Source organism: Alterinioella sp. (assembly GCF_058343375.1).
In genome coordinates this window covers 1-24,788 of sequence record NZ_JBTUJH010000050.1, presented here as the reverse complement: position 1 = coordinate 24,788, position 24,788 = coordinate 1, and the positions used below count along the sequence as shown (strand labels likewise).

At 62.4% G+C, this 24,788-nt stretch carries 17 protein-coding genes; 8 read left to right on the top strand and 9 right to left on the bottom strand.

From position 1 onward, the window contains the following. The first annotated feature begins 116 nt into the window (after window positions 1-116). On the top strand, window positions 117-344 hold the full coding sequence (locus ACW8PS_RS07985; RefSeq protein ID WP_491526824.1) for a sulfurtransferase TusA family protein: 228 nt from the start codon (window positions 117-119) through the stop codon (window positions 342-344). 130 nt (window positions 345-474) lie between these two features. Here ACW8PS_RS07985 and ACW8PS_RS07980 read toward each other — a convergent pair whose 3' ends face one another. Next, the gene (locus ACW8PS_RS07980; protein WP_491526823.1) at window positions 475-3,876 is read right to left on the bottom strand and encodes an indolepyruvate ferredoxin oxidoreductase family protein; all 3,402 of its coding nucleotides are present in this window, start codon (window positions 3,874-3,876) and stop codon (window positions 475-477) included. A gap of 171 nt (window positions 3,877-4,047) precedes the next feature. Here ACW8PS_RS07980 and ACW8PS_RS07975 point away from each other — a divergent pair, with 171 nt between their 5' ends. The 4 genes from ACW8PS_RS07975 to grxD all read left to right on the top strand — a co-directional run bounded on the left by ACW8PS_RS07975 (window position 4,048) and on the right by grxD (window position 8,217). Further along, a complete protein-coding gene (locus tag ACW8PS_RS07975; protein ID WP_491526822.1) occupies window positions 4,048-4,950 on the top strand; it encodes a LysR family transcriptional regulator in 903 nt (300 codons plus the stop codon). A gap of 338 nt (window positions 4,951-5,288) precedes the next feature. Then, on the top strand, window positions 5,289-7,448 hold the full coding sequence (gene purL, locus ACW8PS_RS07970) for a phosphoribosylformylglycinamidine synthase subunit PurL (protein WP_491526821.1): 2,160 nt from the start codon (window positions 5,289-5,291) through the stop codon (window positions 7,446-7,448). Between the two features lie 124 nt (window positions 7,449-7,572). Further along, window positions 7,573-7,809, top strand: a complete 237-nt coding sequence (locus ACW8PS_RS07965; RefSeq protein WP_491526820.1) for a BolA/IbaG family iron-sulfur metabolism protein — start codon at window positions 7,573-7,575, stop codon at window positions 7,807-7,809. A 48-nt stretch (window positions 7,810-7,857) separates the two neighbouring features. Then, window positions 7,858-8,217, top strand: a complete 360-nt coding sequence (grxD, locus tag ACW8PS_RS07960) for a Grx4 family monothiol glutaredoxin (protein ID WP_491526819.1) — start codon at window positions 7,858-7,860, stop codon at window positions 8,215-8,217. Between the two features lie 86 nt (window positions 8,218-8,303). Here grxD and der read toward each other — a convergent pair whose 3' ends face one another. From der to ACW8PS_RS07945, 3 genes are all read right to left on the bottom strand, one after another. After that, on the bottom strand, window positions 8,304-9,746 hold the full coding sequence (gene der / locus ACW8PS_RS07955) for a ribosome biogenesis GTPase Der (protein WP_491526818.1): 1,443 nt from the start codon (window positions 9,744-9,746) through the stop codon (window positions 8,304-8,306). Between the two features lie 270 nt (window positions 9,747-10,016). Beyond that, a complete protein-coding gene (locus ACW8PS_RS07950) occupies window positions 10,017-11,357 on the bottom strand; it encodes a PQQ-like beta-propeller repeat protein (RefSeq protein ID WP_491526817.1) in 1,341 nt (446 codons plus the stop codon). A gap of 46 nt (window positions 11,358-11,403) precedes the next feature. Continuing rightward, window positions 11,404-12,183, bottom strand: a complete 780-nt coding sequence (locus ACW8PS_RS07945) for a tetratricopeptide repeat protein (protein WP_491526816.1) — start codon at window positions 12,181-12,183, stop codon at window positions 11,404-11,406. 267 nt (window positions 12,184-12,450) lie between these two features. On the opposite strand from ACW8PS_RS07945, the gene ACW8PS_RS07940 reads away from it, so the two are divergent. Both ACW8PS_RS07940 and ACW8PS_RS07935 read left to right on the top strand, forming a co-directional pair. Further along, the gene (locus tag ACW8PS_RS07940; RefSeq protein WP_491526815.1) at window positions 12,451-13,707 is read left to right on the top strand and encodes an efflux RND transporter periplasmic adaptor subunit; all 1,257 of its coding nucleotides are present in this window, start codon (window positions 12,451-12,453) and stop codon (window positions 13,705-13,707) included. Beyond that, complete coding sequence (locus tag ACW8PS_RS07935; RefSeq protein ID WP_491526814.1) at window positions 13,704-17,408, top strand: efflux RND transporter permease subunit; 3,705 nt, start codon at window positions 13,704-13,706, stop codon at window positions 17,406-17,408. Before ACW8PS_RS07940 ends, ACW8PS_RS07935 begins: the two co-directional genes overlap by 4 nt. A 109-nt stretch (window positions 17,409-17,517) precedes the next feature. Here ACW8PS_RS07935 and ACW8PS_RS07930 read toward each other — a convergent pair whose 3' ends face one another. After that, window positions 17,518-19,401 (bottom strand): ABCB family ABC transporter ATP-binding protein/permease, encoded by a 1,884-nt coding sequence (locus ACW8PS_RS07930; protein ID WP_491526813.1) that lies wholly within the window; start codon window positions 19,399-19,401, stop codon window positions 17,518-17,520. 107 nt (window positions 19,402-19,508) lie between these two features. After that, on the bottom strand, window positions 19,509-21,437 hold the full coding sequence (locus ACW8PS_RS07925) for a LysM peptidoglycan-binding domain-containing protein (RefSeq protein ID WP_491526812.1): 1,929 nt from the start codon (window positions 21,435-21,437) through the stop codon (window positions 19,509-19,511). 114 nt (window positions 21,438-21,551) lie between these two features. Between ACW8PS_RS07925 and ACW8PS_RS07920 the strand changes: the two genes are divergently transcribed. Beyond that, window positions 21,552-22,100 (top strand): LOG family protein, encoded by a 549-nt coding sequence (locus tag ACW8PS_RS07920; protein ID WP_491526811.1) that lies wholly within the window; start codon window positions 21,552-21,554, stop codon window positions 22,098-22,100. Window positions 22,101-22,191: 91 nt separating this feature from the next. Here the strand turns inward: ACW8PS_RS07920 and ACW8PS_RS07915 are convergent, their stop codons facing one another. From ACW8PS_RS07915 to ACW8PS_RS07905, 3 genes are all read right to left on the bottom strand, one after another. Beyond that, complete coding sequence (locus ACW8PS_RS07915) at window positions 22,192-22,791, bottom strand: superoxide dismutase (protein WP_491526810.1); 600 nt, start codon at window positions 22,789-22,791, stop codon at window positions 22,192-22,194. A gap of 178 nt (window positions 22,792-22,969) precedes the next feature. Next, entirely contained in the window at window positions 22,970-23,533 is a 564-nt protein-coding gene (locus tag ACW8PS_RS07910) for a sarcosine oxidase subunit gamma (RefSeq protein ID WP_491526809.1), read from the bottom strand. Continuing rightward, window positions 23,526-24,788, bottom strand: a 1,263-nt coding sequence (locus ACW8PS_RS07905) for a glycine cleavage T C-terminal barrel domain-containing protein (RefSeq protein WP_491526808.1), incomplete at its 5' end; no start/stop codon positions are given. The genes ACW8PS_RS07910 and ACW8PS_RS07905, both read right to left, overlap by 8 nt.

The following is a 24,788-nucleotide window of genomic DNA, read 5'->3' as shown; positions in this document are numbered from 1 at the left end:
CTGCCCATCCATGGGCTCAGGTTAGCGGATAATCTGGGCAAGGCTATGGCGAACTCCGCCCCGCGCGCGGCCAAAATCCGATAGACAACGACCCACCGCCTGCCTAAATGCCCGCCATGATCGCAGATCTCACCATCGACGCCATCGGCCTTCTGTGCCCCCTGCCCGTCCTGCGGCTGCGCAAACGCCTGAGCCAGCTGCAATCGGGCCAGATCGCCTGCCTGCTGGCCGATGATCCTGCCGCCGCCATCGACGTGCCGCATTTCTGCACTGAGCAGGGCCACGCCTTCCTGGGCGACCAGCCCCACCAACAGGCCACCGCCTATTTCATCCGCAAGGCCTGATCTTCTTCTTTGTCCAAATACTCAAAAACCTGCCCGCGCGGGATGCGCTGCCCCAAATCCGGCATATTGCCGCGCCACCAGGACCAAAAAACCAGCGGCGCGCCAGCGCCTCAATCTGGTTGAATGCCACTCACTCCGCCGCGGTCGCCACCGCTGGACCACCGGCCCGGAACGCCGCCAGCAGCTCTGATCGCCGCGCAGCTGCCGCCGCCGCATTGGCCATCTTGACCGGGCCAAACCCGCGGATCTGGCGCGGCAGCCCGGCCAGCTCCATCGCCAGGCTCAGCGTCTCGGGCGTTACATCGCGCAGCAGCTCGCCCATATCGCGCTCATACTCCTTGATCAAACGGCGCTCCATGCGCCGCTCCGCCGAATAACCGAACAGATCCAACGGTGTGCCGCGCAGCCACTTCATCCGCGCCAGAACCCTGTATAGCCCGCCAATCCAGGGCCCGAAGGCGCGCTTTTTCGGACGGCCCGCCGCATCGCGACCAGGCAATAGCGGCGGGGCCAGGTGATAGGTCAGCCGCAGATCGCCCTCAAACAGCGCGCGCGCCTTGGCCTCGGTCTCCAGATGCAGCCGCGCAACTTCATATTCATCCTTGTAAGCCAATAGCTTATGGTATCCCAAAGCCACCGCCTCGCGCAGGCCGGGATCATCCACGCTATCGACCAGGCGGCGGTATTTCCGTGCCAGCCGGGCGCTTTGATAGGCCACCAGATGGCTGGCGCGATAGGCAATCCGCTCCTCCAGGCTTTTTGGCAAGGCAATCACCTGCGCGGTGCCGATCCGCCCGGCCTCCTCCGGATTCAGCACCGCCCACCTTCCCAGCGCAAACGCCTCCTTGTTGCGCGCAGGTGCCGCCCCGTTCAGTTCAATGGCCCGCAAAATCGCCGCTTCAGACAGCGGCACCAGCCCCATCTGCCAGCTTGCCCCCAGGATCATCATGTTCGAAAAGATCGAATCGCCGATCAGTGCGCGGGCCAGTTCCGAGGCATCAAAAAACGCCACGCCATCCCCAAGACGCGCTTGAAGAGCAATCTCCAAATCCTTCACCGGAATACGAAATTCGGTATCGTGGGTAAAGTCACCGGTGATGATCTCATGCGCATTGACCACCGCCTTCGTGCGCCCGGTCGTCATCAGGCCCAGCGTTTTCGCCCCCGCCGTCACCACCAGATCACCGCCAATCACGGCATCGGCCTCGCCCACGGCCACCCGAATGGCGCTGATATCCTCGGGCGTCTCGGCCAGGCGCAGATGGATGTGAACCGCGCCACCCTTTTGCGCCAGCCCCGCCATCTCGATCATGCCGGCCCCCTTGCCATCCAGCTGCGCCGCCTGCGCCAGCACCGCGCCGATGGTCACCACACCGGTGCCGCCGACACCGGTGATCACGATATTATGGGTGCCGTTGATCATCGGCAGGTCCGGCGCGCGAAGATCACCAATATCAACCGCGGCCGAGGCCTCCTTGCGGATCTTGCCGCCCGAGACGGTCACGAAAGACGGGCAGAACCCGTTGACGCAGGAAAAATCCTTGTTGCACGATGATTGATCAATTGCCCGCTTGCGCCCCAGTTCGGTCTCCAGCGGCACGATGGAGACGCAATTCGACTGCACCCCGCAATCGCCGCAGCCCTCGCAGATATCGGGGTTGATGAAGACGCGCTTGTCGGGGTCGGGAAACAGCCCGCGCTTGCGGCGACGGCGCTTTTCGGCGGCACAGGTCTGCACATAGATGATGGCGCTGACACCCTCGATCTTCTGGAACCGTTCCTGCACCGGCATCAGCTGATCACGGGTATGACGTTCCAGCCCCTTGGGGAAACCTGCAAAATCAATCTCTTCCTTGGGATCATAGACCAAGGCGATATGCTCCACGCCCATCGCCTTGATCTCATGCGCGATGCGTTCGGGGCTCAGGTCGCCCTCATTTTGCTGACCGCCGGTCATGGCGACGGCATCATTGAACAGAATCTTGTAGGTGATGTTGGTGCCCGCCGCCAGCGCCGCCCGAATGGCCATGATGCCGGAATGATTATAGGTGCCCTCGCCCAGATTCTGAAACATATGATGCCGGGTCGAAAACGGGGCCTCGCCCATCCAGTTTGCCCCTTCGCCGCCCATATGGGTATAGGCCTCGGTGTTGCGGTCCATCCATTTGGCCATGAAGTGACAGCCAATCCCGGCCCCGGCGCGCGCATCTTCGGGCACTTTGGTCGATGAATTATGCGGGCAGCCCGAACAGAACCATGGCAGCCGCGTTGCCAGTTCCTGCGCGTTATCGGCGCGCATCGCATCGCGCACCTTGGCAATGCCCGCAGTGATCCGATCCGTGCTGCGCCCCTCCTCGATCAGGATCTCGCCCAGTTTCACGGCGATATCATTCGGGTCCAGCGCAAAATGGGTGGGAAACAGAACCTCGTCGCCCTTCTTGAACCCGTAAACCCGGCGGCCCTGACGATCATCGAAAATCGCCTCCTTGACCTGGACTTCGATCAGCTTGCGCTTTTCCTCGATCACCACGATCAGATCCAGCCCTTCGGCCCAATCGTGAAAACCCTTCATGTCCAGCGGCCAGGTCTGCCCGACCTTATAGGTGGTCACGCCAAGCCTTTCGGCCTCTTCCTCGCCAATGCCCAGCAGTTCCAGCGCATGCACCAGATCAAGCCAGTTCTTGCCCGCCGCGACAAATCCGATCTTGGCACCGGGCTTGCCCAAAATCCGCTTGTCCATGCCATTGGCATGTGAAAACGCCTCGGCGGCAAAGCGTTTATGGGCCAGCAGGCGTTCCTCTTGCGCGATCCAGTGATCGCCCAGCCGGATATTCAGCCCGCCCTCGGGCATGTCGAAATCCGGCGTCACAAATGACATCCGATCCGGGCGGCCATCGACAACGGATGTGGCCTCGACCGTGTCCTTCATCGTCTTGAGGCCAACCCAGACCCCGGCAAAGCGGCTCAGTGCGATGCCATAGGCCCCGTAATCGAGGATCTCCTGCACGCCTGCGGGCGACAGCACCGGCATATGCACATCGACCAGCGCCCAATCGGATTGGTGGCACACGGTCGAGCTTTCGCCAGTGTGATCGTCCCCCATCGCCATCAGCACGCCGCCATGGCGCGAGGTGCCCGCCATATTGACATGGCGCATCACATCACCGCTGCGATCAACCCCCGGCCCCTTGCCATACCAAAGACCAAAGACGCCGTCATATTTGCCTTCGCCGCGCAGTTCGGCCTGTTGCGACCCCCAGAGCGCGGTGGCGGCAAGGTCTTCGTTCTGGCCCGGCTGAAACAGGATATCGGAGGCCTGCAACAGCTTTTCCGCCTTGGCCATCTGCAGATCAACCGCGCCCAGAGGCGAGCCGCGATAGCCGGTGACAAATCCGGCCGTGTTCAGCCCGGCCCGGCGATCGCGCCGTTTCTGCATCAGCACCAGACGCACCAGCGCCTGCGTGCCATTCAGCAGAACAGGCGATTTTTCGAGGTCGAAACGATCTTGAAGCGAGATGTGCGCAATACCCATGCAGTCCTCCCAGACGGCGCTGCGATTTGCCGTATTATAGGTCAATGATTGTGACCTTTCAAGCATTCTTTGCACGCCCGCCGCGCATTGATCGTTGAAAATCAGATCAACATGGCTAGGTTGCGCCTAGCGAACCGATGACCCCAGAGACCGAAACAGGACAGGTGCCCAATGGACTGGGACAAGCTGCGTATCTTTCATGCCGTTGCCGATGCCGGCAGCCTGACCCATGCCGGCGACACGCTGCATCTCAGCCAATCTGCGGTCAGTCGACAGGTGCGCGCGCTTGAGGAAAGCCTGAACACGACGCTGTTTCACCGCCATGCGCGCGGGTTGATCCTGACCGAACAGGGTGAACTTCTGTTCGATGCCACCCGGTCGATGTCGAAACGGCTCGATACCGCCGTCGCCCGCATTCGCGACAGCGAAGAGGAAGTGTTCGGCGAATTGCGCGTCACCACCACCGCCGGTTTTGGCCTGTTATGGCTGGCCCCGCGCCTGCCGCAGCTTTACAAAACCTCGCCGCATATCAAGATCGACCTGATTCTGGAGGAACGCGTGCTGGATCTGCCAATGCGCGAGGCCGATGTCGCCATTCGCATGAAAGAACCCTCCCAGGCCGATCTGATTCGCCGGAAACTGATGACGGTGCGGATGTGCCTGTTTGCCAGCTCCGCCTATATCGCCGAACACGGCGCACCAACATCGCTGGAGGGCTTGAGCAATCACCGTTTGATCAGCCAGGCCGTCAACGCGGCCCAGGTCAGCGCCGGGGCCAGCCTGCTGAGGCGGATCCTGTCCTATGAAATTGGCAACACCCTGACCGTAAACAATTATTTTGGGGTCTTGCAGGGCGTGTTGCATCATCTGGGCATCGGGCTGCTGCCCGATTACCTGACCGATGATTTCCCCGATCTGGTCCGCGTTCTGCCCGATGTGCAAAGCAATGAAGTGCCGGTTTTCCTGGCCTATCCCGAAGAGCTGCGCCATTCCAAACGCATCGAGAATTTCCGCGATTTCGTCACCGAAGAGATCATCGCCCACCGCCGCCGCCGCCGGGATCAGGAAAGCTGAACGCCGGCGCGATACTGTGAGCCATGTGCAACGTGCATAGCAGCAATGCGGCGTTGCGGCGAATTTTCCCTTGATCGGGCAAACCCGGCTGTCTATCTGGGTAATCAGTGAGGCGCAACGCTGTTGCTCTTACTACCTCCCTGTTGGACTTTGGCCGAGCTTTTGCTCGGCCTCTTTTTTTGTCGAGCCTCCGACGCAAGCGGGGCCTGGTTGCACCCGCGGGCTTGCAACCGCCAAAACGGCCGATTGGTGCCCCCACCTGTGACCTCTGGCCCCTTCCCCCCGCGCAGAGCTTGCCCTAAAGAGGCGCCAAAGCAGCCTCGGGGGATTTAACGACCATGCAGGAACCGGCCATCACGCCTGATCTTATCGCCGCGCATGGGCTGTCGCGCGATGAATACGCAAATATCATCCGCATCCTGAACCGCGAGCCGAATTACACCGAACTGGGCATTTTCTCGGCGATGTGGAACGAACATTGTTCCTATAAATCCTCTAAGAAATGGCTGCGCACCCTGCCCACAACAGGCCCGCAGGTCATCTGCGGCCCCGGGGAAAATGCCGGCGTGGTCGATATTGGCGATGGTCAGGCGATTGTCTTCAAGATGGAGAGCCACAACCACCCCTCCTATATCGAGCCCTATCAGGGGGCGGCGACCGGCATGGGCGGCATCCTGCGCGATGTCTTTACCATGGGCGCGCGCCCCATCGCGGCGATGAATGCGCTGTCCTTTGGCGAACCCGACCACCCCAGGACCCGCCAGCTTGTGCATGGCGTGGTCGAAGGCATCGGCGGCTATGGCAATTGTTTCGGCGTGCCCACCGTGGGCGGCGAGGTCCGGTTTCATGCCGCATATAACGGCAATTGCCTGGTCAATGCCTTTGCCGCCGGTCTGGCCGATACCGACAAGATATTCTATTCGGCGGCCTCTGGCGTCGGCATGCCGGTGGTCTATCTCGGGGCCAAAACGGGCCGCGATGGGGTCGGCGGGGCCACCATGGCCAGCGCCGAGTTCGACGACACGATCGAGGAAAAGCGCCCAACGGTGCAGGTGGGCGACCCCTTCACCGAAAAGCGCCTGATGGAGGCGACGCTGGAGCTGATGGCGACCGGCGCAGTGATCTCGATTCAGGATATGGGGGCCGCCGGGCTGACCTGTTCGGCGATTGAAATGGGCGATAAGGGCGGGCTTGGCGTGCGGCTCGACCTCGACGCGGTGCCGCAGCGCGAAGACAACATGACCGCCTATGAGATGATGCTGTCGGAAAGCCAGGAGCGCATGCTGATGGTGCTGCGCCCCGAACTGGAAGACGCCGCCCGCGCGGTGTTTGACAAATGGGACCTGGATTTTGCCATTGTCGGCGAAACCATCGCCGAGGATCGGTTCATTGTCGAACATGGCGGCCGGGTGATGGCCGATCTGCCCCTGGCCACCCTGTCGGGATCGGCCCCCGAATATGACCGGCCCTGGGTGGAAACGCCGCCAGCGGGCGATATGGAGCCAGTGCCGGGTATCGACCCTATCGACGGGCTGCGGGCGCTGATATCCTCGCCCAATTATGCCGCCAAACAATGGGTCTATGAACAATATGATTCCATGGTCATGGCCGATACCATGCGCGCGCCGGGGCTTGGCGCGGGCGTGGTGCGGATCCATGGCAGCGACAAGGCGCTGGCCTTCACCTCGGATGTGACGCCGCGCTATGTCAAGGCCAACCCCTATGAGGGCGGCAAACAGGCGGTGGCCGAGGCCTATCGCAACCTGACCGCGACCGGGGCACGCCCCCTGGCCACCACCGACAACATGAATTTCGGCAATCCCGAAAAGCCCGAGATCATGGGCCAGTTCGTCGGTGCCATCAAAGGCATCGGAGCCGCCTGCCGGGCGCTGGACATGCCGATCGTGTCGGGCAATGTCTCGCTCTATAATGAAACCGACGGTGCCGGCATTCTGCCGACGCCGACCATCGGTGCTGTCGGGCTGCTCGATCATCTGGGTGATCTTATCGGCGGGTCGGCGCGCGACGGCCATGTCGCCATTCTGGTGGGGGAGACCCGCGGCCATCTGGGGCAATCGGCGCTGCTGGCGGAAGTGTTCAACCGCGAGGATGGCGACGCGCCGCAGGTCGATCTGGAGGCCGAGAAGCGCCATGGTGATTTCATCCGCGACAACCGCCAATGGATCGACATGTGCCAGGATCTCGCCGATGGCGGTCTGGCGATGGCCGCGTTCGAAATGGCCGAAGCCTCGGGTGTCGGGGTCAACCTTGATGCCGGCGATACCGAAACGCTGTTTGGCGAAGATCAGGCCCGCTATCTGATTGCCTGTTCCTATGACAAGGCCGAGGCGCTGATGATCGCGGCGGGCAAAGCTGGCGTGCCGATTGAAACCGTGGGCCGGTTTGGTGGCGACACGGTGCGCATGGGAGCCAGCGCGGCGGCGCTTGCGGATCTGGCGACGGCCTATCGTGGCAGTTTCAGTGCCGCGTTCGCATGACCCGAAATCTGCACCCGGTGTGCACAGGATGTGCACGCCTGGTGCACAGCCGATTTCGCCTCGCCTCGCCTTGCATGACACCGGGTGCGGCTCTACATTCTGTGATGACAAGAGAGGGATCCCCATGGCCATAAATGCCAGAGATATCGAAGCCCTGATCCGCATTGCCTTTCCCGACGCGGTGATAAATGTGCAAGGCGAAGACGGCACCCATTTCGCTGCTGAAGTGATCGACGAAAGCTTTCGCGGCAAGAACAGGGTGCAGCAGCAGCGCGCCGTCTATGCCGCCCTGAAGGGCCGGATGGATGGCAGCGCAGGCGAATTGCACGCGCTGGCTTTGACGACCAAGGCCCCGGAATAAAACAATAAACTCGCCTGGCTGCGGGCGAAGGACAAAGGAATGTCGGCAATGACCGCTCAAGACACGATCAAGGAAACCGTCACATCGAATGATGTTGTGCTGTTCATGAAAGGCACCAAGACGATGCCACAATGCGGGTTCTCATCCCGCGTGGCGGGCGTGCTCAATTTCATGAATGTCGAATTTGCCGATGTGAATGTGCTGGCCGATGAAGACATCCGCCAGGGTATCAAGGACTATTCTGACTGGCCGACCATCCCGCAACTTTATGTAAAGGGCGAGTTTGTCGGCGGTTGCGACATCATCACTGAGATGATGCTGTCGGGTGAACTGGATCAACTCTTTGAAACCAATGACGTTTCCTTTGACAAGGATGCGGCAGAGAAGATTCGCGCCGCGAACGCCTGAGAGGGGTTTCGACGTGGCTTCGCCACGCCGACCATGCGGGGGCCAGCCCCCGCACCCCCGGAGTATTTGCACAAAGAAGAAGGCTATCAGCCCTTCTTTGTGGCCCCTTTTTTTACGTGCTTGGTGAGCCGCGAGGGGATGGATTTCTTGCGGTTTTTATAGGGATTGGCGTCAGCCTGTGAACGCATATGCAGCCTGATCGGCGTTCCGGGCATATCAAAGTCCACCCGCAAGCCGTTGACAAGATATCGCGAATAGCTTTCCGGGAGTTTTTCGGGCAACGAACACATGACCACGAAACCCGGTGGCCGCGTTTTGGCCTGGGTCATGTAGCGCAGCTTGATCCGGCGCCCCGACGGTGCGGGCGGCGGATGCGCCTCAATCATACCCGCCAGCCATGAATTGAGCCGCGCCGTGGGAATGCGGCGGTTCCAGACCTCATGGGCCTTGATGATCGCCTCCTGCAACCGGTCCAACCCCCGGCCCGTCTTTGCCGAAACCGTCACCAGAGGGGCCCCGCGCAATTGCGGCAGCAGGCGCTCGAACGCCTCTTTGAGGTCGCGCAGTTTTTCCTGCTTTGCTTCCTCGACATCCCATTTATTCACTGCCAGGACAACAGCGCGCCCTTCGCGTTCGGCAAGGTCGGCAATGCGCAGGTCCTGGCTCTCAAAGGGAATCGCAGCGTCAAGCAAGACAACCACGACTTCGGCAAATTTCACGGCGCGCAGCCCATCCGAAACCGAGAGTTTTTCCAGCTTTTCCTGAACTTTGGCGCGTTTTCGCATACCAGCAGTGTCAAATATCCGCATCGCCGTGCCGTTCCAATTGATAGCCACGGCGATTGAATCGCGGGTGATCCCGGCCTCGGGGCCGGTCAGCAGGCGATCCTCGCCCAGGATCTTGTTGATCAGAGTGGATTTTCCGGAATTGGGGCGGCCAATAACGGCAATCTGCAGGGGCTTTTTCTGCGCGGTCGCATCCTCCCCGTCCTCGACATCCACATCGGTCACGGCTTCCTCGGCGCGGGCGGCGGCGGCATCGATCATCGGTGCCAAGGTCACGGCGAGTTCTGCCATCCCCTCACCGTGTTCGGCCGAGAGCGCGATCGGATCGCCAAGCCCGACACGATAGGCTTCGAACACACCGGCCTCAGCGGCGCGCCCTTCGGCCTTGTTGGCCCCAAGGATGACCGGCGTTCCGGACCGTCGCAGGATATCGGCAAAAACCTCATCGGTTGGGGTCAGCCCGGCGCGCGCATCAATCAGGAACAGGCAGGCATCAGCCATTCCTACGGCGCGTTCGGTCAGGCGACGCATGCGGCCCTGCAGGCTGTCATCGGTGGCCTCCTCCAGCCCCGCCGTATCGATCACGGTAAAGCGCAGATCGCCCAGGCGGGCATCGCCCTCACGCAGGTCACGCGTCACGCCCGGCTGGTCATCGACCAGCGCCAGGCGCTTGCCCACCAGACGGTTGAACAGCGTGGATTTTCCGACATTCGGTCGCCCGACAATGGCCAGAACAAAGCTCATCGGCCCCAATTCCTTCAGCTAACAGACCGCGCCGGATACCGCAGCCGGTGACAGAAGAAAAGGCCCCAGCTTCTTCTTTGCAAAAATACTCATGCAGCTGATCGGACACGACGTGCCGCCAATGGCGGTTGCACAGGGATATGGAGGCCTATGACCACCCGACATCATTGGCCCTGTCCGTTCGGCCAATCCATGGCAATGCGGGTCGCGGAGGGTTCCCGGAGGGGGCCTGACGGGGACCGCCCGCACGAGTCGCGTCAGCGAAACAACTTAGCGATAGGCGTGCAGCCGTCCGTCACCTGAAACGACATACAGCGTGCCATCGACGACGACAGGGTGGGTTGCGGCTCCGCCACGCAGCGCCACCTGTCCGGTTTCAGCCCCGGATTCGGGATCAAAGAACCTGATCAGCCCGTCATTCGAGGCCACGACCAGGCGACCGCCCGCCAAAATCGGCCCGTAATGGGTGAATACCGCCTGGCGCCGCCGCACCCGATCGCGCACGTAAAGCGGTAACTCAGTGCCCCAGATACGTTCCCCGGTAGCTGCATCCAGTCGGATCAGCTCGTTCCTGTCAGAGACGAAAAAGACACTGTCTCCTGCGGGCAGAATTGGCGAATAGGCCCCGTCCTGTGCGGTCCAGATCCGGTCGCCCGACGCCGCTTCCATCGCCACGACGCGGCCGGATTGGTTGCCGGCATAAAGAACATTGCCCACAACAACCGGGTCGCCGGTGATGTCGTTGAGGTTGTTATAGGCCACACCGCGCCGGGCCCCGGCCACGACCGTGCCCCAGACCCGCACCCCCGACAGGCGCAAGGTTGCCACCAGCTCGCCCGAGCCGAACGGGAAGATAACCAGGCGGTCAGTCACTGCCGGGGCCGAGCCACCCGACAGAACCGCATCGGCGGCCCCGGCCGGCAATTGCCAGCGGATACGCCCGTTTTCGGGGTCCAGTGACCAGGCCTGGCTGTCGCGGCTGGTGATATAGATGGAATTGCCCGTCACGGTGGGCGCGGTGATACCTGCGGCCAAACGTTGACGCCAGTTGATACTGCCGGTTGCGGGATCAAGCGAGACCAGTTCGCCATACCCGGTCGATGCATAAACCGCGCCGCCCACCACAGCCAGACCGCCGCCCGAAACGCCGCCGCCGCGTTCAAATCCGGGCGTCAGGTTCACGGACCACAATGTCTCGCCGTTCAAACCGGTCGCGACCAGTCCGGCATCGGAATCCAGCGTGAAGATCCGGCCATTTGCCACCACCGGGTCGGCGGTGATGCGATTGCGGCGCGAATTGCCCTGGCCGATATTATTGACCCAGATCTCAACCGGGGCCGCCGCCAGCGCGACATGCGGAATAAGGTTTTGTTCAGAGGCTGCGCGCATTGGCCAGGCATCGAGGTTCACAGGAGCAGCAAGCGTGATGGGCCGCGGCGCATCCGGGGCGGGTTCTGCGGGCAGTTCAGCACCTGCTTCCGCCGGAAAGGCCGCCTCGAGCGGCACCCGGGTGCCAAAACGTTCCCCTTCCAGGATCACTTCACGTTCGGCACAGCCCGCAAGACCCGCCAACAGTCCAAGTCCGATCAGTCCGATTGAAACCCTGCTCATCTGCCTGTCGCCTCTTTCTGCCGCCGGTTTTTCACCCGCGCCGGTCTTATTCGTTTGCGCCCGTTTCGCCGATATCGGGCGTGCCCGCATCACTGGGGGCTTCGGGCAATAGCGGCCCACTTTCTTGCGCCGGGTCATTCTCGCCCGCATCCTCGGCTGCGTCTTGCGCAGGCGCGTCTTGCAGGGTCGATCCGGCCTCAATCGCCACAATCAACTGACTTGTGCGCTGTTGCAAGCCCGGCGTGGCCTGGCTGTCTTCCTCAAGCAGCCGCAACAGCGTCAATCCGGCCTCGATATCGCCTTGAGCGATATGCACCAGCGCCTGCTGTTCCATCGCAAGCGGGCGATAGGGGCGGCCGGGCAAGGCCAGCTGATCCAGCATCGCCAACGCCGCTGCGGGCTCCTGCGGATCCAGAAGATGCGCTTTCAGCAACGCCAGATCGCGGTAGCGCGGTGCCAGATCAGGCCGATCGGCCAGCGCACGCAGCCCCGCCGCGGCGGCTTCGCGGTCACTGCCGGTGGCCTGTTCGGCCGCCAGAAGCAACGCCAACAGCGCCTGCGCGGTTTCATTTTCCGTGCTGACAGCGGCCAGCGCGGCCTGCCGTTCGGCGCTTTCACCTGCGTCAAGCGCCCCGATAAGGGCATCGCCAAAGGCACGCGCAGAGGCTTCGCGCTGCGCCAGCGTATATTCGCGCCAAGCAGCGCCACCGACCAGAATCAGCACCAGAAGGATCGGAATCCAGCCCCATTTCCTGAACATCGCAAACAGGCGATCGCGGCGAAGCTCCTCGTTTACTTCTTCAATGAAACTGTCGGTATTGGCCATGTCCGCCCCAAGATCGTTGCTGTTTCGTGCAGCTTTTGCATCACGCCTCGCCTCTTACCGCGAACAGCTGCCCTTTGCCAAGGCATCGGCCATGAAAAGCGGTCCCGGAGCTGCAAATCTGAACCGAACAGTTCAGTCTTGCAGCCAACCGGAACCCAAAGTAATCTGAACGGAACGGTTCAGCACATGCAGCACAGGTTGCAATTCCCGGACGAACCCTGATTTACGATCTTGCGGCATTAGCTTGCGCCCCCAAATGAGGCACCGATGCGACTTTTTCCAATTCTGACCGCCATTCTGGTCTTTGCCGTGCTGTATGGCGTGGTGATGGAGCGTGAACGCTTGATCACATTTGCCGAAGGTTTCCGCGCAGAGCCGGTCCAGGTCGTGATCGATACGGAAGCCGTGGCAGAGGCTGCCCAAAGTGCTGATGCGGTCGCAGAATCCTCGGGCCGCGTGTCGGTTGTGGTGCGCCGGTCGCTGGCGGCCGAGGTGGATTCGGCCGTTCTGCTCAGAGGTCGGACCGAAGCCGCGCGCCAGGTCGAGGTTCGCTCCGAAACCTCGGGCCTGATCGTCTCACAGCCCATTCGGGCCGGGGCTTTTGTTGAGGAGGGTCAGCTTTTATGCCAGATCGCCCCCGGAACCCGCGCCGCCGCCTTGGCCGAGGCCCGCGCCCGCCTGTCCGAGGCGCGCGCCCGCCTGCCCGAGGCGCGCGCCCGCGTGGCCGAGGCCGAGGCGCGCCTGGCCGAGGCCGACATCAACAACACCGCCGCCACCCGCCTGTCGGCAAGCGGCTTTGCCTCGGAAACGCGCGCCGTTTCGACCGCCGCCATGGTGTCTGCGGCGCAGGCCGCCATCCAATCGGCCCGGGCCGGTGTCGAGGCTGCAACCAGCGGCATCGAATCGGCCGAGGCCGGCGTTCAGCGTGCGCAGCAGGAGATTGAGCGCCTGCAGATCTTTGCACCGTTCGAGGGGCTGTTGGAAAGCGACACTGCCGAGATCGGGTCGCTGATGCAGCCCGGCGCACTCTGTGCCACCGTGATCCAGCTTGACCCGATCAAACTGGTCGGGTTCGTGCCCGAGGCCGAGGTTGACCGCGTGACCGTCGGGGCCGCCGCAGCGGCCCGGCTGGCAACCGGCGCACAGGTGCGCGGCACGGTCAGCTTTCTCAGCCGATCCGCCGACCCGCAAACCCGCACCTTTCGGGTCGAAGTCACCGTGGACAATGCCGATCTTTCCATTCGAGACGGCCAGAGCGCGGATATCATCATCGCATCTGACGGCGTGATGGCGCATCTTTTGCCCTCCTCGGCACTGACCCTGAATGATGCGGGTATTCTGGGCCTGCGTATCGTGGATGAAAATCAGATCGCCCGGTTCGCCCCCGTCACCTTGCTGCGTGACACTGCCGATGGCGTGCTGCTGTCGGGCCTGCCGGAACGGGCAGATGTCATCATTGTGGGGCAGGAATTTGTCACCGACGGCGTGCCGGTCGAGCCGCATTTCGAGGAATTGACGCAATGACCGGCCTGGTCGATTGGGCCGCCTCGCGTGCGCGCATGGTGGTCGCCTTCGTGATCCTGTCAATCGTGGTCGGCGCGGCGGCCTATATCGGATTGCCCAAGGAAGGTGAGCCCGATATCGACATTCCGGGCCTCTTCATCTCGGTTCCCTTCCCCGGCATTTCGGCCGCCGACAGCGAACGGCTGCTGGTCCGGCCGATGGAAAGCGAGTTTCAGGATCTTGACGGGCTGACCACCATTTCGGCCACCGCCGCCGAAAACTATGCGGGCGTGTTTCTCGAGTTCGAGTTCGGCTGGGACAAATCCGCCACCATCGCCGATGTGCGCGATGCCATGGATAATGCCTCGGCCCAGTTCCCCGATGGCGCAGAAGCCTATTCGATCAACGAAATCAACTTTTCGGAATTTCCGATCATTATCGTGGCGCTGTCGGGCGATGCCCCCGAACGCACGCTGTTGCGCCTGGCGCGGGAATTGCAGGACCGGCTGGAGGCGTTGCCCTCCATCCTTGAGGCCGGTCTGGCAGGCGACCGCGATGAAATGGTCGAGGTCATCATCGACCCGCTGGCGCTGGAGGCCTATAACGTCACCGCGCGCGAACTGATCGACGCGGTTGTGAACAACAACCAGTTGATAGCCGTGGGCGAGGTCAGCACCGATAGCGGGGCGATTTCGGTCTCGATCCCGTCCAGCTTTGACAATACCGAGGATATTTTCGCCCTGCCGGTCAAGGTCAATGGGGATCGTGTCGTGACCCTCGGCGATCTGGCCGATATCCGCCTGACCTATGAGGATCGGACCGGAACCGCGCGGTTCAATGGCGAAACCGCGGTGGCGTTGCAGGTGGTCAAGCGACTTGGCTTCAACATCATCGACACCGCCGCGCTGGTGCGCTCCGAGATCGAGGCCGCACAGGCCGAATGGCCCCCGGAACTGCGCCAGTCGGTCCAGGTTTCCACCTCGCTCGATCAATCGGTGACAGTGGAAAGCATGGTGCGCCAGCTGGAAGGCTCGGTTCTGACCGCCATTGCGTTGGTCATGATCGTGGTGCTGGCCGCCCTTGGCACAAGGTCCGCGCTGCTGGTGGGGTTTGCCATTCCGACCTCGTTTCTCTTGAGCTTCATCTTACTGGGCATAATGGGCGTCACGATTTCGAATATCGTGATGTTCGGCATGATCCTTTCGGTCGGCATGCTGGTCGATGGGGCCATTGTGGTGGTCGAATATGCCGACCGGCGGCTGGCCGAAGGGGCCCGGCCCATGCAGGCCTATACCGATGCCGCCAAGCGGATGTTCTGGCCCATCGTCAGTTCAACCGCCACAACGCTGAGTGCCTTCCTGCCAATGCTTTTCTGGCCCGGCGTGCCCGGCGAGTTCATGGGCATGCTGCCGGTGACGCTGATTTTCGTTCTGTCGGCCTCCTTGGTTGTGGCGCTGATCTATCTGCCGGTTCTGGGCGGCGTCGCGGCGCGGTTCTCGCGCGTGATTGAAACCGGCACGGCGGTCGTCAAACGCGTTTTGCCATTCTGGATCCTGCGCGCGGCGATCACGGTTGGCGTGGGCTATCTGATGTTCATGGCGGCGATGGAAACCATCAGCCCCGGCGTTCTGCTGCCTGCCAGCACTGAGGCGACCCCCTTCATGGCGATGCTTCCGGGCGGGCTGCTCTTTGTCGCGGCCTCGATCCTGATGTCGGTGATGGTGGGGTCGGTCCAGTTGCCCAGGCGCGAGAAACCGATCCGGGCGGGCTACCGGCGCAGCTGGTTTGGCTGGATCATCCACGCCATTGTCGGCAACCCGGTGATGCCGCTGGTGGCCATTGGTGGCGTTGCTGCATTTGTCGTTTTCATTTTCGTGACCTTTCAGAACAACAATAACGGGGTAGAGTTTTTCGTCGCATCCGAACCCGAAAACGCCATCGTCTATGTCCGCGCCCGTGGCAACCTGTCGGTCGCGGAAATGGACGCACAGGTGCGGCTGGTCGAGGCCATCGTGCTGGATACCGAAGGTGTGCGCGACGTCTTTGCCTTTGCCGGCGAAGGCGGGCTGAACAGCAATACCGGCGGTGCCGAGGCCCCGCGAGACACCATAGGGCAGGTGCAGCTGGATCTGGAACCCTGGGGCGAACGCGCGCCCGGCGATGACATCCTGGGGGGCCTGCAAACCCGGCTGGACCAGATCCCCGGTATCCGAACCGAGATCCTTGCCGCCTCGCGCGGGCCGGCTGCGGGCAAACCGGTCAGCCTGCGCCTGTCGGGCAATGATTGGGAGGAATTGCAGCAAGCCACCCGCATCGCCCGCGACCGGTTCAACGCGACACCGGCCCTGACCCTGATCGAGGACACCCTGCCGCTGCCCGGCGTGGAGTGGGAGATTGACGTCGACGTGGAAGCCGCGGGCCGCTACGGGGCCAATGTGGTCACCGTGGGCGCGATGGTGCAACTGGTCACGCGCGGCATATTGCTGGACACGATGCGGGTGCCAAGCTCGGATGAAGAAATTGAGATCCGGGTGCGGTTCCCTGAGGAGGCGCGGGTGCTGTCGACGCTGGATACCTTGCGGGTGCGCACGGCTGACGGGCTTGTGCCGCTGGCCAATTTCATCTCGCGCCGGCCGGTGGCACAACTGGCCGAAATCTCGCGCCGTGACCAGGCGCGGGTATTCTCGGTGCGCTCTGATATCGAAGACGGGCTGACCCGGCTGACCGATACCGAAACCGGCGAAACCTGGTTGGAGGAAACCGAGGCGGTCGAGGGCTCCGCTGCCACGCAAGCCAGGCTGCGCAGCGGCGCGCTGACCGCCGTGCCGGTCACCGCCAATGAACGCATCGCAGTGCTGACGGAATGGCTGCAAACCAACCCCCTGCCGGCCTCGGTCAGTTGGGAATGGGCCGGCGATCAGGCCGAGCAGGAGGAAAGCCAGGCTTTTCTGGGTCAGGCCTTTCTGGGCGCGCTTGGCCTGATGTTCATCATCTTGCTGGCGCAGTTCAATTCCGTCTATAATTCCGTTCTGGTGCTGCTGGCGGTGGTTTTGTCGACCACCGGCGTGCTGATCGGCATGATGGTGATGGACCAGACATTTTCCATCATCATGACCGGCACCGGCATCGTGGCGCTGGCGGGGATCGTGGTGAACAACAACATTGTTCTGATCGACACCTATCAGGAATACAGCCGCTACATGCCCAAGATCGAGGCCATCACCCGCACCGCCGAGGCCCGCATTCGCCCGGTGCTGCTGACCACCATCACCACGATGGCCGGTCTGGCACCGATGATGTATGGTATCAGCCTCGATTTCGGCTCCGGCGGCTATACGATCGACAGCCCCACAGCGCTGTGGTGGAAACAACTGGCAACGGCGGTTGTCTTTGGTCTCGGGATCGCCACGGTGCTGACGCTGATCATGACCCCGTCGCTGCTGGCGCTGCGGGTCTGGGCGGTGACGATTTTTGCGGGCCTGGCGCGCGGGCTGGGCCGGTTGGGCGCGCGCCGGTTGAGCCTGCGGGCACAGGATTGGGCCCTGGCCCGGGCGGCGCGCCAGGCCCGCCTGCCGGTGATCATGTGGGAAGACCCGCCGCAGCCTGCCGTCGTGACACTGGAGCTTGGCCCCGACGCGCGCGTGGATGAGACCCGCGAAGAAGAAGAAGAAGAAGAAGAAGAAAGCCCTGCCCCGGAAGCACCCTTGCGGGCGGCCGAATAGCTTTTTGTCGGAGGTGATCCTTCTGCGCGCTCAGGCGCGGCGGCACCTGTCCAGCCGTTCGTCAGAGCCTTGCCATGACGATCTTTGCGCTACCTGCTCCATCCCGGGCCTAACGCAATGACGGATCACCTGAACTGGACCCATCTGCCGCCACAGCCCGCAATCGCGGCACCGCCTGATCGCGCTCCGACGCCTGGCGATACCACATCGAGGCATAGCGCCCGCCGCGTTCCAACAATTCCTCATGGGTGCCCCGCTCGGCGATCTGGCCGGCTTCCAGCACGATGATCTGATCGGCATGGACGACCGTAGACAGACGGTGCGCGATGGTGATCACCGAGCGCCCCTGCCCCATCATCTTCAGCTCTTCCAGGATCTCCTGCTCGGTCTCCGTATCCAGCGCCGATGTCGCTTCATCCAACAGCAGAATCGGCGGATCCTTCAACAGTGTCCGGGCAATTCCGACCCGCTGTTTTTCACCGCCCGACAGTTTCAGCCCGCGCTCTCCCACCTGGGTTTCATAGCCTTCCGGCAGCGACTTGATGAAGCCGTCGATCTTGGCTGCGCGGGCGGCTTCCTCGATCTCGGCCACGCTGGCATCAGGGCGTCCATAGGCGATGTTGTAGCGGATCGTGTCATTGAAAAGAACGGTATCCTGCGGCACCACGCCGATCTGATCATGCAGGCTGGATTGCGTCACATCGCGCAGATCCTGGCCGTCGATGCGAATGGCCCCGGAATCGACGTCGTAGAACCGGAACAACAGCCGCCCGATGGTCGATTTGCCCGATCCCGACGGGCCGACCAGCGCCACGGTTTCGCCCGCACCGACCGAAAATGACAGCCCCCTGAGGATGGGCCGCTCTGCGTCATAGCCAAATTTGACATTATCGAACACGACCACCCCATGCGGACAGACCATTTCGGTCGCTCCAGGCGCATCAACGACATCGGCGGGCTGGCCCAACAGGTCGAACATCTCGCCCATATCGACCAGCGATTGCCGGATCTCGCGATAGACGGTGCCGAGAAAGTTCAGCGGCAGGGTGATCTGGATCATATAGGCGTTGACCATGACGAAATCGCCCACCGTCAATTCGCCGCGCTGCACGCCGAGGGCCGCCATCACCATGACCACGACCAGCCCGATGGTGATGATCACCGACTGGCCGAAATTCAGGAACCCGAGCGAATAGGAGGTCTTGAGCGCGGCCGCCTCATACCCCGCCATGGCCGCATCATAGCGTTGGGCCTCGCGCTTTTCGGCCCCGAAATATTTGACGGTTTCGAAATTCAACAGGCTGTCGATGGCCTTTTGATTGGCATCGGTATCCTGATCATTCATTTCCTTGCGGATCCTCACCCGCCATTCGGTGACCTTGAAGGTGAACCAGATATAGATGCCAATGGTGACCGCGACGACAACCAGATACCAGATATCGAAAAGCACCGCCAAAACAATGCCGATCATCGACAGCTCCAGTATCAGCGGCCCGATGGAGAACAGCATGAAGCGCAACAGAAACTCGACACCTTTCACGCCACGCTCGATGATGCGCGACAGCCCCCCGGTCTTGCGCGTGATGTGATAGCGCAGGCTGAGGGCATGGATATGCAGGAACGTCTCCAACGCCAGTTGCCGCAGCGCGCGTTGGCCGACCTTGGCAAAGATCACGTCGCGCAGCTGTGTGAACCCGACCGACATCGCCCGCGCCACGCCATAGGCCACCGTCAGCCCGATGGCCCCAAGCGCCAGCATTCTTTCGGGGCTGAGATCTCCGGCCAGCATGTCAACCGCATCGGCATACAGAAACGGCGTAAAGACCGAGATCAGCCGCGCCACCACCAGCATCGCCAATGCCCCCAATACCCGGTGTTTCACCCATGGATGCGCGTCGGGCCACAGATAGGGGGCCACTTTGCGGATGGTGCGCAGACCGGATCGGCGCGCCTCGGCACCTGTGGGCTGGTCGGTGATGATGCTGGGGGGCATGCGCGGCTTTCGCTCTGTTACAGGTGAACGTGATACCTAGGCGCAAGCGGCCCGGATGACCAGATCACCCGGCGGCGACCGGATTGTGCGAATTTGCGAAAGCGACGTTATTGATCGGGCACTATATCGGGGATGGCAAAGATCTGGCCGGGATAGATCCAGTGCGGATCGCGGATAAGATCGCGATTGGCCTCATAGACCTGCACATAAAGCACGCCGGCACCCAAGCGATCGCGCGCAATGCCCCACAGGGTATGGCCCGGCTGGACCGTGATCACCGAAACGCCATCGCGCTGCGGCAGCGCCTCCAGCACCGCCGGTTCCTCACGCAGGAACGGCGTTTCGACACGGCTGAGCACGGTCCCCGCCGCGCTCACCTCATCGACGCGCAATGTATAGGTGCCGGGATCGACCTGCGGCAATTGCGTGGACCAGCCCCCGGCGGCGTCAATCCGGGCCAGTTGCACGGGTTGATTATCGAGATAGAGCCGCACATCCGACTGCGCCGGGCCGCGGCCTGTCAGCACCACCTCGCCCGCCGCATCATAAGAGATGGTATCCAGCACCACCTGCACCTGCGGCTCCGGGCCGCCTGCCTGAATCACACGGATGCCCTGGCTGTCGGCAATCATCACGGTGGGGGCCTGCGGCTCGGTGGCTGCGGTGGCTCCTTCGGCAATCGCGACGGTTGGGGCCTGCGGCTCGGTGGGCTCGGTGGTTTCTGACAGCCCTTGCACGCCGGACGCGTCCGGAGCCTGCGGCAGCTCTGACACCGCTGGCGGTGTTGTCGTGACCGGCGGAGCGGGCGCAGGGGTTGCTTCGGCAACGGAAGCGGTTTCCGCTGTCTCCTCTGCCATGTCAGGCACAGCAGTTGGAACAGTGGTTTGGACCAGGTCTGACGGCTCGGGCGCAGTGGTCTCACCCGTCGTGGCGGGTGCGGTGTTGATCTCGACGAGGGGGGCCGCATCAACCACCGCCGTTTCTCTGGCAGTCTCTGTTATGCCTGTTGCAACAGGCACCTGTGGCGCGGCAGCGTCGGTGCTGGCAGGCGCGAGCGCGCCTTGTTCGGGCGCAATAGCCTCTGGCACTGCCGGATCTGCGATGCCGGTATCGGGCATAGTGACGGCAGCCTCGGGCGCGGAAATGGCGGCCGCACTTTCTGCCGGAGCCGCGCCTGTCGCGGGCCCGTCTGGTTCCTGTGTTTCGGCCATGGCCAATTCGGTTACCGGGGGCTCGGCATTTTCCACAACAGGTGCGGTGGCCGTTTCGAGCGCAATGTCGGCGGCAGACTCCGCCTCCGTCGCATCCGGCAGGTTGGCGTCAGCCAATTCCACCGGCGGATCCCCCGCCGGGATGGCCGGGCTGGCCGGTGTGGTCAATTGCGGGGCCTGGGGCGTGGCGCTGGCGGGTGCGGGATCGGTGGTGCCGGCCATGGCTGGCAGGTCGGTGTCGATCTGGGGTAAATCCGGCGACGCATCGGGGGCGGGGGTCGCCGCTGCAAGGCTGGTGGCCGGCTGGATTATCACGCTTTGATTCGAGATCAGGACGCCGCCGCCTTCCAGCACCATTTCCAGGCTCAAAACCTGTGGCAGATCCGAAGGCGGGATCGACAGCATGGCCACAAAAGACCCGGTGCCGTCGCTGCTGGCCATGTGGATTTCCTGACCGTCCAGCCGCAGCCGCAGATCGGCATTGGCCGCAGCGCGCCCCGCGATCACCGCCCCCCCGGCGGCATCGACGCGCACCAGATCGAAACTTGGGGCAATTGGCGTGATGACAACGGGTTCAGGTGTCGGTTCGGAGGCCTCCACGGCCTCGGGCTCCGGTGCGGCCACCGCAATGTCAGCCTCGGGTTCCGCTTCGGCCACGGGTGGCTCTGGCAGCGCGGCCAGATCAACTGGCACAGGCACATCCGGCGCGGGGGCGTCTGCCTCACCCAGAAACTGGACGCCCACAAAAACCGCCACGGCCACCGTCGCCGCCGCGCCGATTGCCGCCATGCCGTTGCTCAGGCCGAAATTGGACCAGAATGCCATGCCTATCAGCTCTCCCCGAATGCGGGGGCCATCCCCGAGGGGGCCCCGCAGTTGTGCGACCTTAGCAACAGGTCTATCACGGGTCAAAACACCATATCTTGGGGCAATACACCAATGACTTATTCGGTTTGTGTCTATTGTGGATCGCGCGCAGGTGCGACCGTGACCTATTCAGAACACGCGAGCGCCCTGGGCACCGCGCTGGCCGAGGCCGGAATGCGTCTGGTCTACGGTGCGGGCGATGTCGGGTTGATGGGCATCACGGCGCGCGCCGCAATGGAAGCGGGCGGCACCACTTTTGGCGTCATCCCGCAACATCTGCTGAATCTTGAGGTCGGCAAACGCGACCTGGATACGTTTATCGTGACCGAAACCATGCATGAGCGCAAAAAGGTCATGGTGATGAATGCCGATGCCATCGTGGTGCTGCCGGGCGGTGCCGGGTCGCTGGATGAGTTTTTCGAGGTCCTGACATGGCGTCAGTTGGGCCTGCATGACAAACCAATTTTTCTTCTGAATTCAGTGGGCTATTGGGATAAGCTGAGCGATCTTCTGGATCATGTCGTGGCCCAGGGCTTTGCCGATGCCAGCCTGCTGAAACTCTTCATGACAATTTCCGACGTGCCCGCCCTGATGCAGGCCCTGCACCGCGCCCGACCCTGAAAGCGACCCTATCGGCAGCCCTGGCCGGATCCGGAAAGGCCCGCCGGCATCGCTGCCAGCGGGCCTCAAATTTTCTTGGCCAGGGCCTGAATTACATCCGGCTGGCGACGTTTTCCCAATTCACCAGATTATCAAGGAAATTGCTCAGATAGGCCGGGCGCTTGTTGCGGAAATCGATATAGTAGGAATGTTCCCACACGTCACAGCCCAAAAGCGCGGTCTGACCGAAACAAAGCGGATTGACACCATTTTCGGTCTTTGTGACCGCCAGCGAGCCATCGGCGTTTTTCACCAGCCAGCACCAGCCTGATCCGAACTGACCCGCGCCGGCGGCGCAAAACTGCGTTTTGAACGCATCGACCGAACCGAAGCTTTCGGTCAGGGCCGCCTCCAATTCACCGGGCATGGCGGACGCACCCGGCCCCATCATCTCCCAGAACTGATTGTGGTTCCACAGCTGGCTGATATTGTTGAAAATGCCGCTTTGGGCAACAGATCCGGCCTCATAGGTGCCGGTGATGATCTCCTCAACGGATTTGTCCTCCCACTGGGTGCCCGCAATCGCGGCATTGCCATTGGTGACATAGGCGTTGTGGTGCAGATCGTGGTGATATTCCAGCGTCTCTTTCGACATGCCGAGATCGGCCAATGCGTCATGAGCGTAAGGAAGGTCAGGAAGTTCAAATGCCATTGGTCCGGCCCCTTGTTGTTCGCGTCTCTACTGGGTCACAAATGGAGCGCCCGGTGCCCTGAGGTCAAGCCCGGAACCGCAAATTTCCGACGATTGCAGTCAGTCACCGATGGCGACAAGCTGCGAAATCCGATCCGGGCACGCGGGTGGTTCTGCGGCCAACCACACGCAACCCGGGTCAGGTAAAATAGCCGACTGCCGCATCATCCCGCGCCGAAAGCTCAAGTATATCAAACACATAGCGCGCAACAGAGCGGAAGGCGATGACCGAGATCTGATCCGCATCGCTGAGCCAGATCGCGCCCGCCACCTGCGCCAGACGGGTGCGGCGCATTTCGCCGGGTTTGAAGCTCTCGGGGTGCAGATCGACGGGCGCGAGCTTGGCCAGCGCCTCACGTGCGCCCGGCCCCGTGACCCGGAAGATTGCGCGCGCATCCGAGACATTCACCGCAAGAAAATGCTGACCGGCAAGGGCCGCGTTCAACTCGGTGACCACGCTGTCCGCCTCAGCGTGCGGGCACAAGATCAGCACCTCGTCACGCGCCATCCAGGCCACCGCGCGGCCATCATGTTCGACGATGCCGCGCGGCGCAGGCAGCCCCGGCCCGACAGATTTCAGCGCCGCCTTCATCCTGGCCGATCCCAGATCGCCCTTGAGCGTGACCATGCCTTGCAACCCGGCCTCCTCCACCCGTGTGGCCCCATCAGCCACCGCCCCCGCCAATGCGCTGGTATCAGACATTCTGCTTCTCCCCGTCCTTGTCGAAGAAAACCGGATCGACGATTTTCGCGGCCATCGTGCTGCCATCGACCTTGTTGAACTCGATCACTTCGCCGATCCGGTCCGGCCCGTTCAGAACCAGCCCCATGGCGATACCGCGCGACAGCGTCGGCGACAGGTAGCTCGAGGTCACCCGGCCCTGCACATTGCGCTGCCCATTGGCATTGGTTCCGGCCGCAACCGCATAGGAGCCATCGGGCAGAACCCCGCCATCGACGGTTTCCAGCCCCACCAGTTTCCAGCGGGTCGGGTCGGTCATGTGGCTGCGCGCCTGCGCCCGCTTGCCCAGGTAATCCTCTTTCTTCTTCGAGATCGCCCAGTCCAGCCCCAGATCCTGCGGAATGACGGTGCCATCGGTTTCATCGCCGATCATGATGAAGCCCTTTTCGGCCCGCATGATATGCAGCGCCTCGGTGCCATAAGGCGTGATGTCATATTCCGCCCCGGCTTCCAGCAGCGCATCCCAGAAAGCGCGGCCCTGACTGGCGGGCAGGGCGATTTCATAGGAAAGCTCCCCCGAGAACGAAATCCGGAAGACGCGGGTGTCAAATTGGCCGATACGGCCTTCGGCAAAACCCATGAAGGGCAGCGCTTCGGCGCTAAGATCCATGTCACCGCCCATCGCTTGCAGCATCTTGCGGCTGTTCGGGCCAACCACGGCGATCTGGGCGTAGTGTTCGGTGATATTGACGGTGTGAACCTTCCAGTCCCACCATTCGCATTGCAGCCACTCCTCCATATGGGCATGGCTGTGTTCGGCCCCGCCCGAGGTGGTGTGGACAAGGAATGTGTCCGCGTCGATCCGCACCACGACGCCGTCATCCATCAAAAAGCCGTTCTCATTGCACATCAGCCCATAGCGGCATCTGCCCGGTTTCAGGCTGCTCATCATGTTTGTGTAGAGCATGTCGAGGAACCGGCCCGCATCGGGGCCCTTGACCAGGATCTTGCCGAGGGTCGAGGCGTCCAGCAGGCCGAGGCTGTTGCGCGTCGCCAGCACCTCGCGATGCACCGCCTGTGCATGGGTTTCGCCGTTTTTCGGGTAGCAATAGGGCCGCCGCCAATGGCCGACAGGTTCCATATAGGCCCCCTGCGCCTCATGATAGTCATGGATCGGCGTGCGCCGAATGGGCTGGAACACGGGCCCGCGTGCCTCACCCGCAATCGCACCCATGGAAATCGGCGTATAGGGCGGGCGGAATGTGGTGGTGCCAAC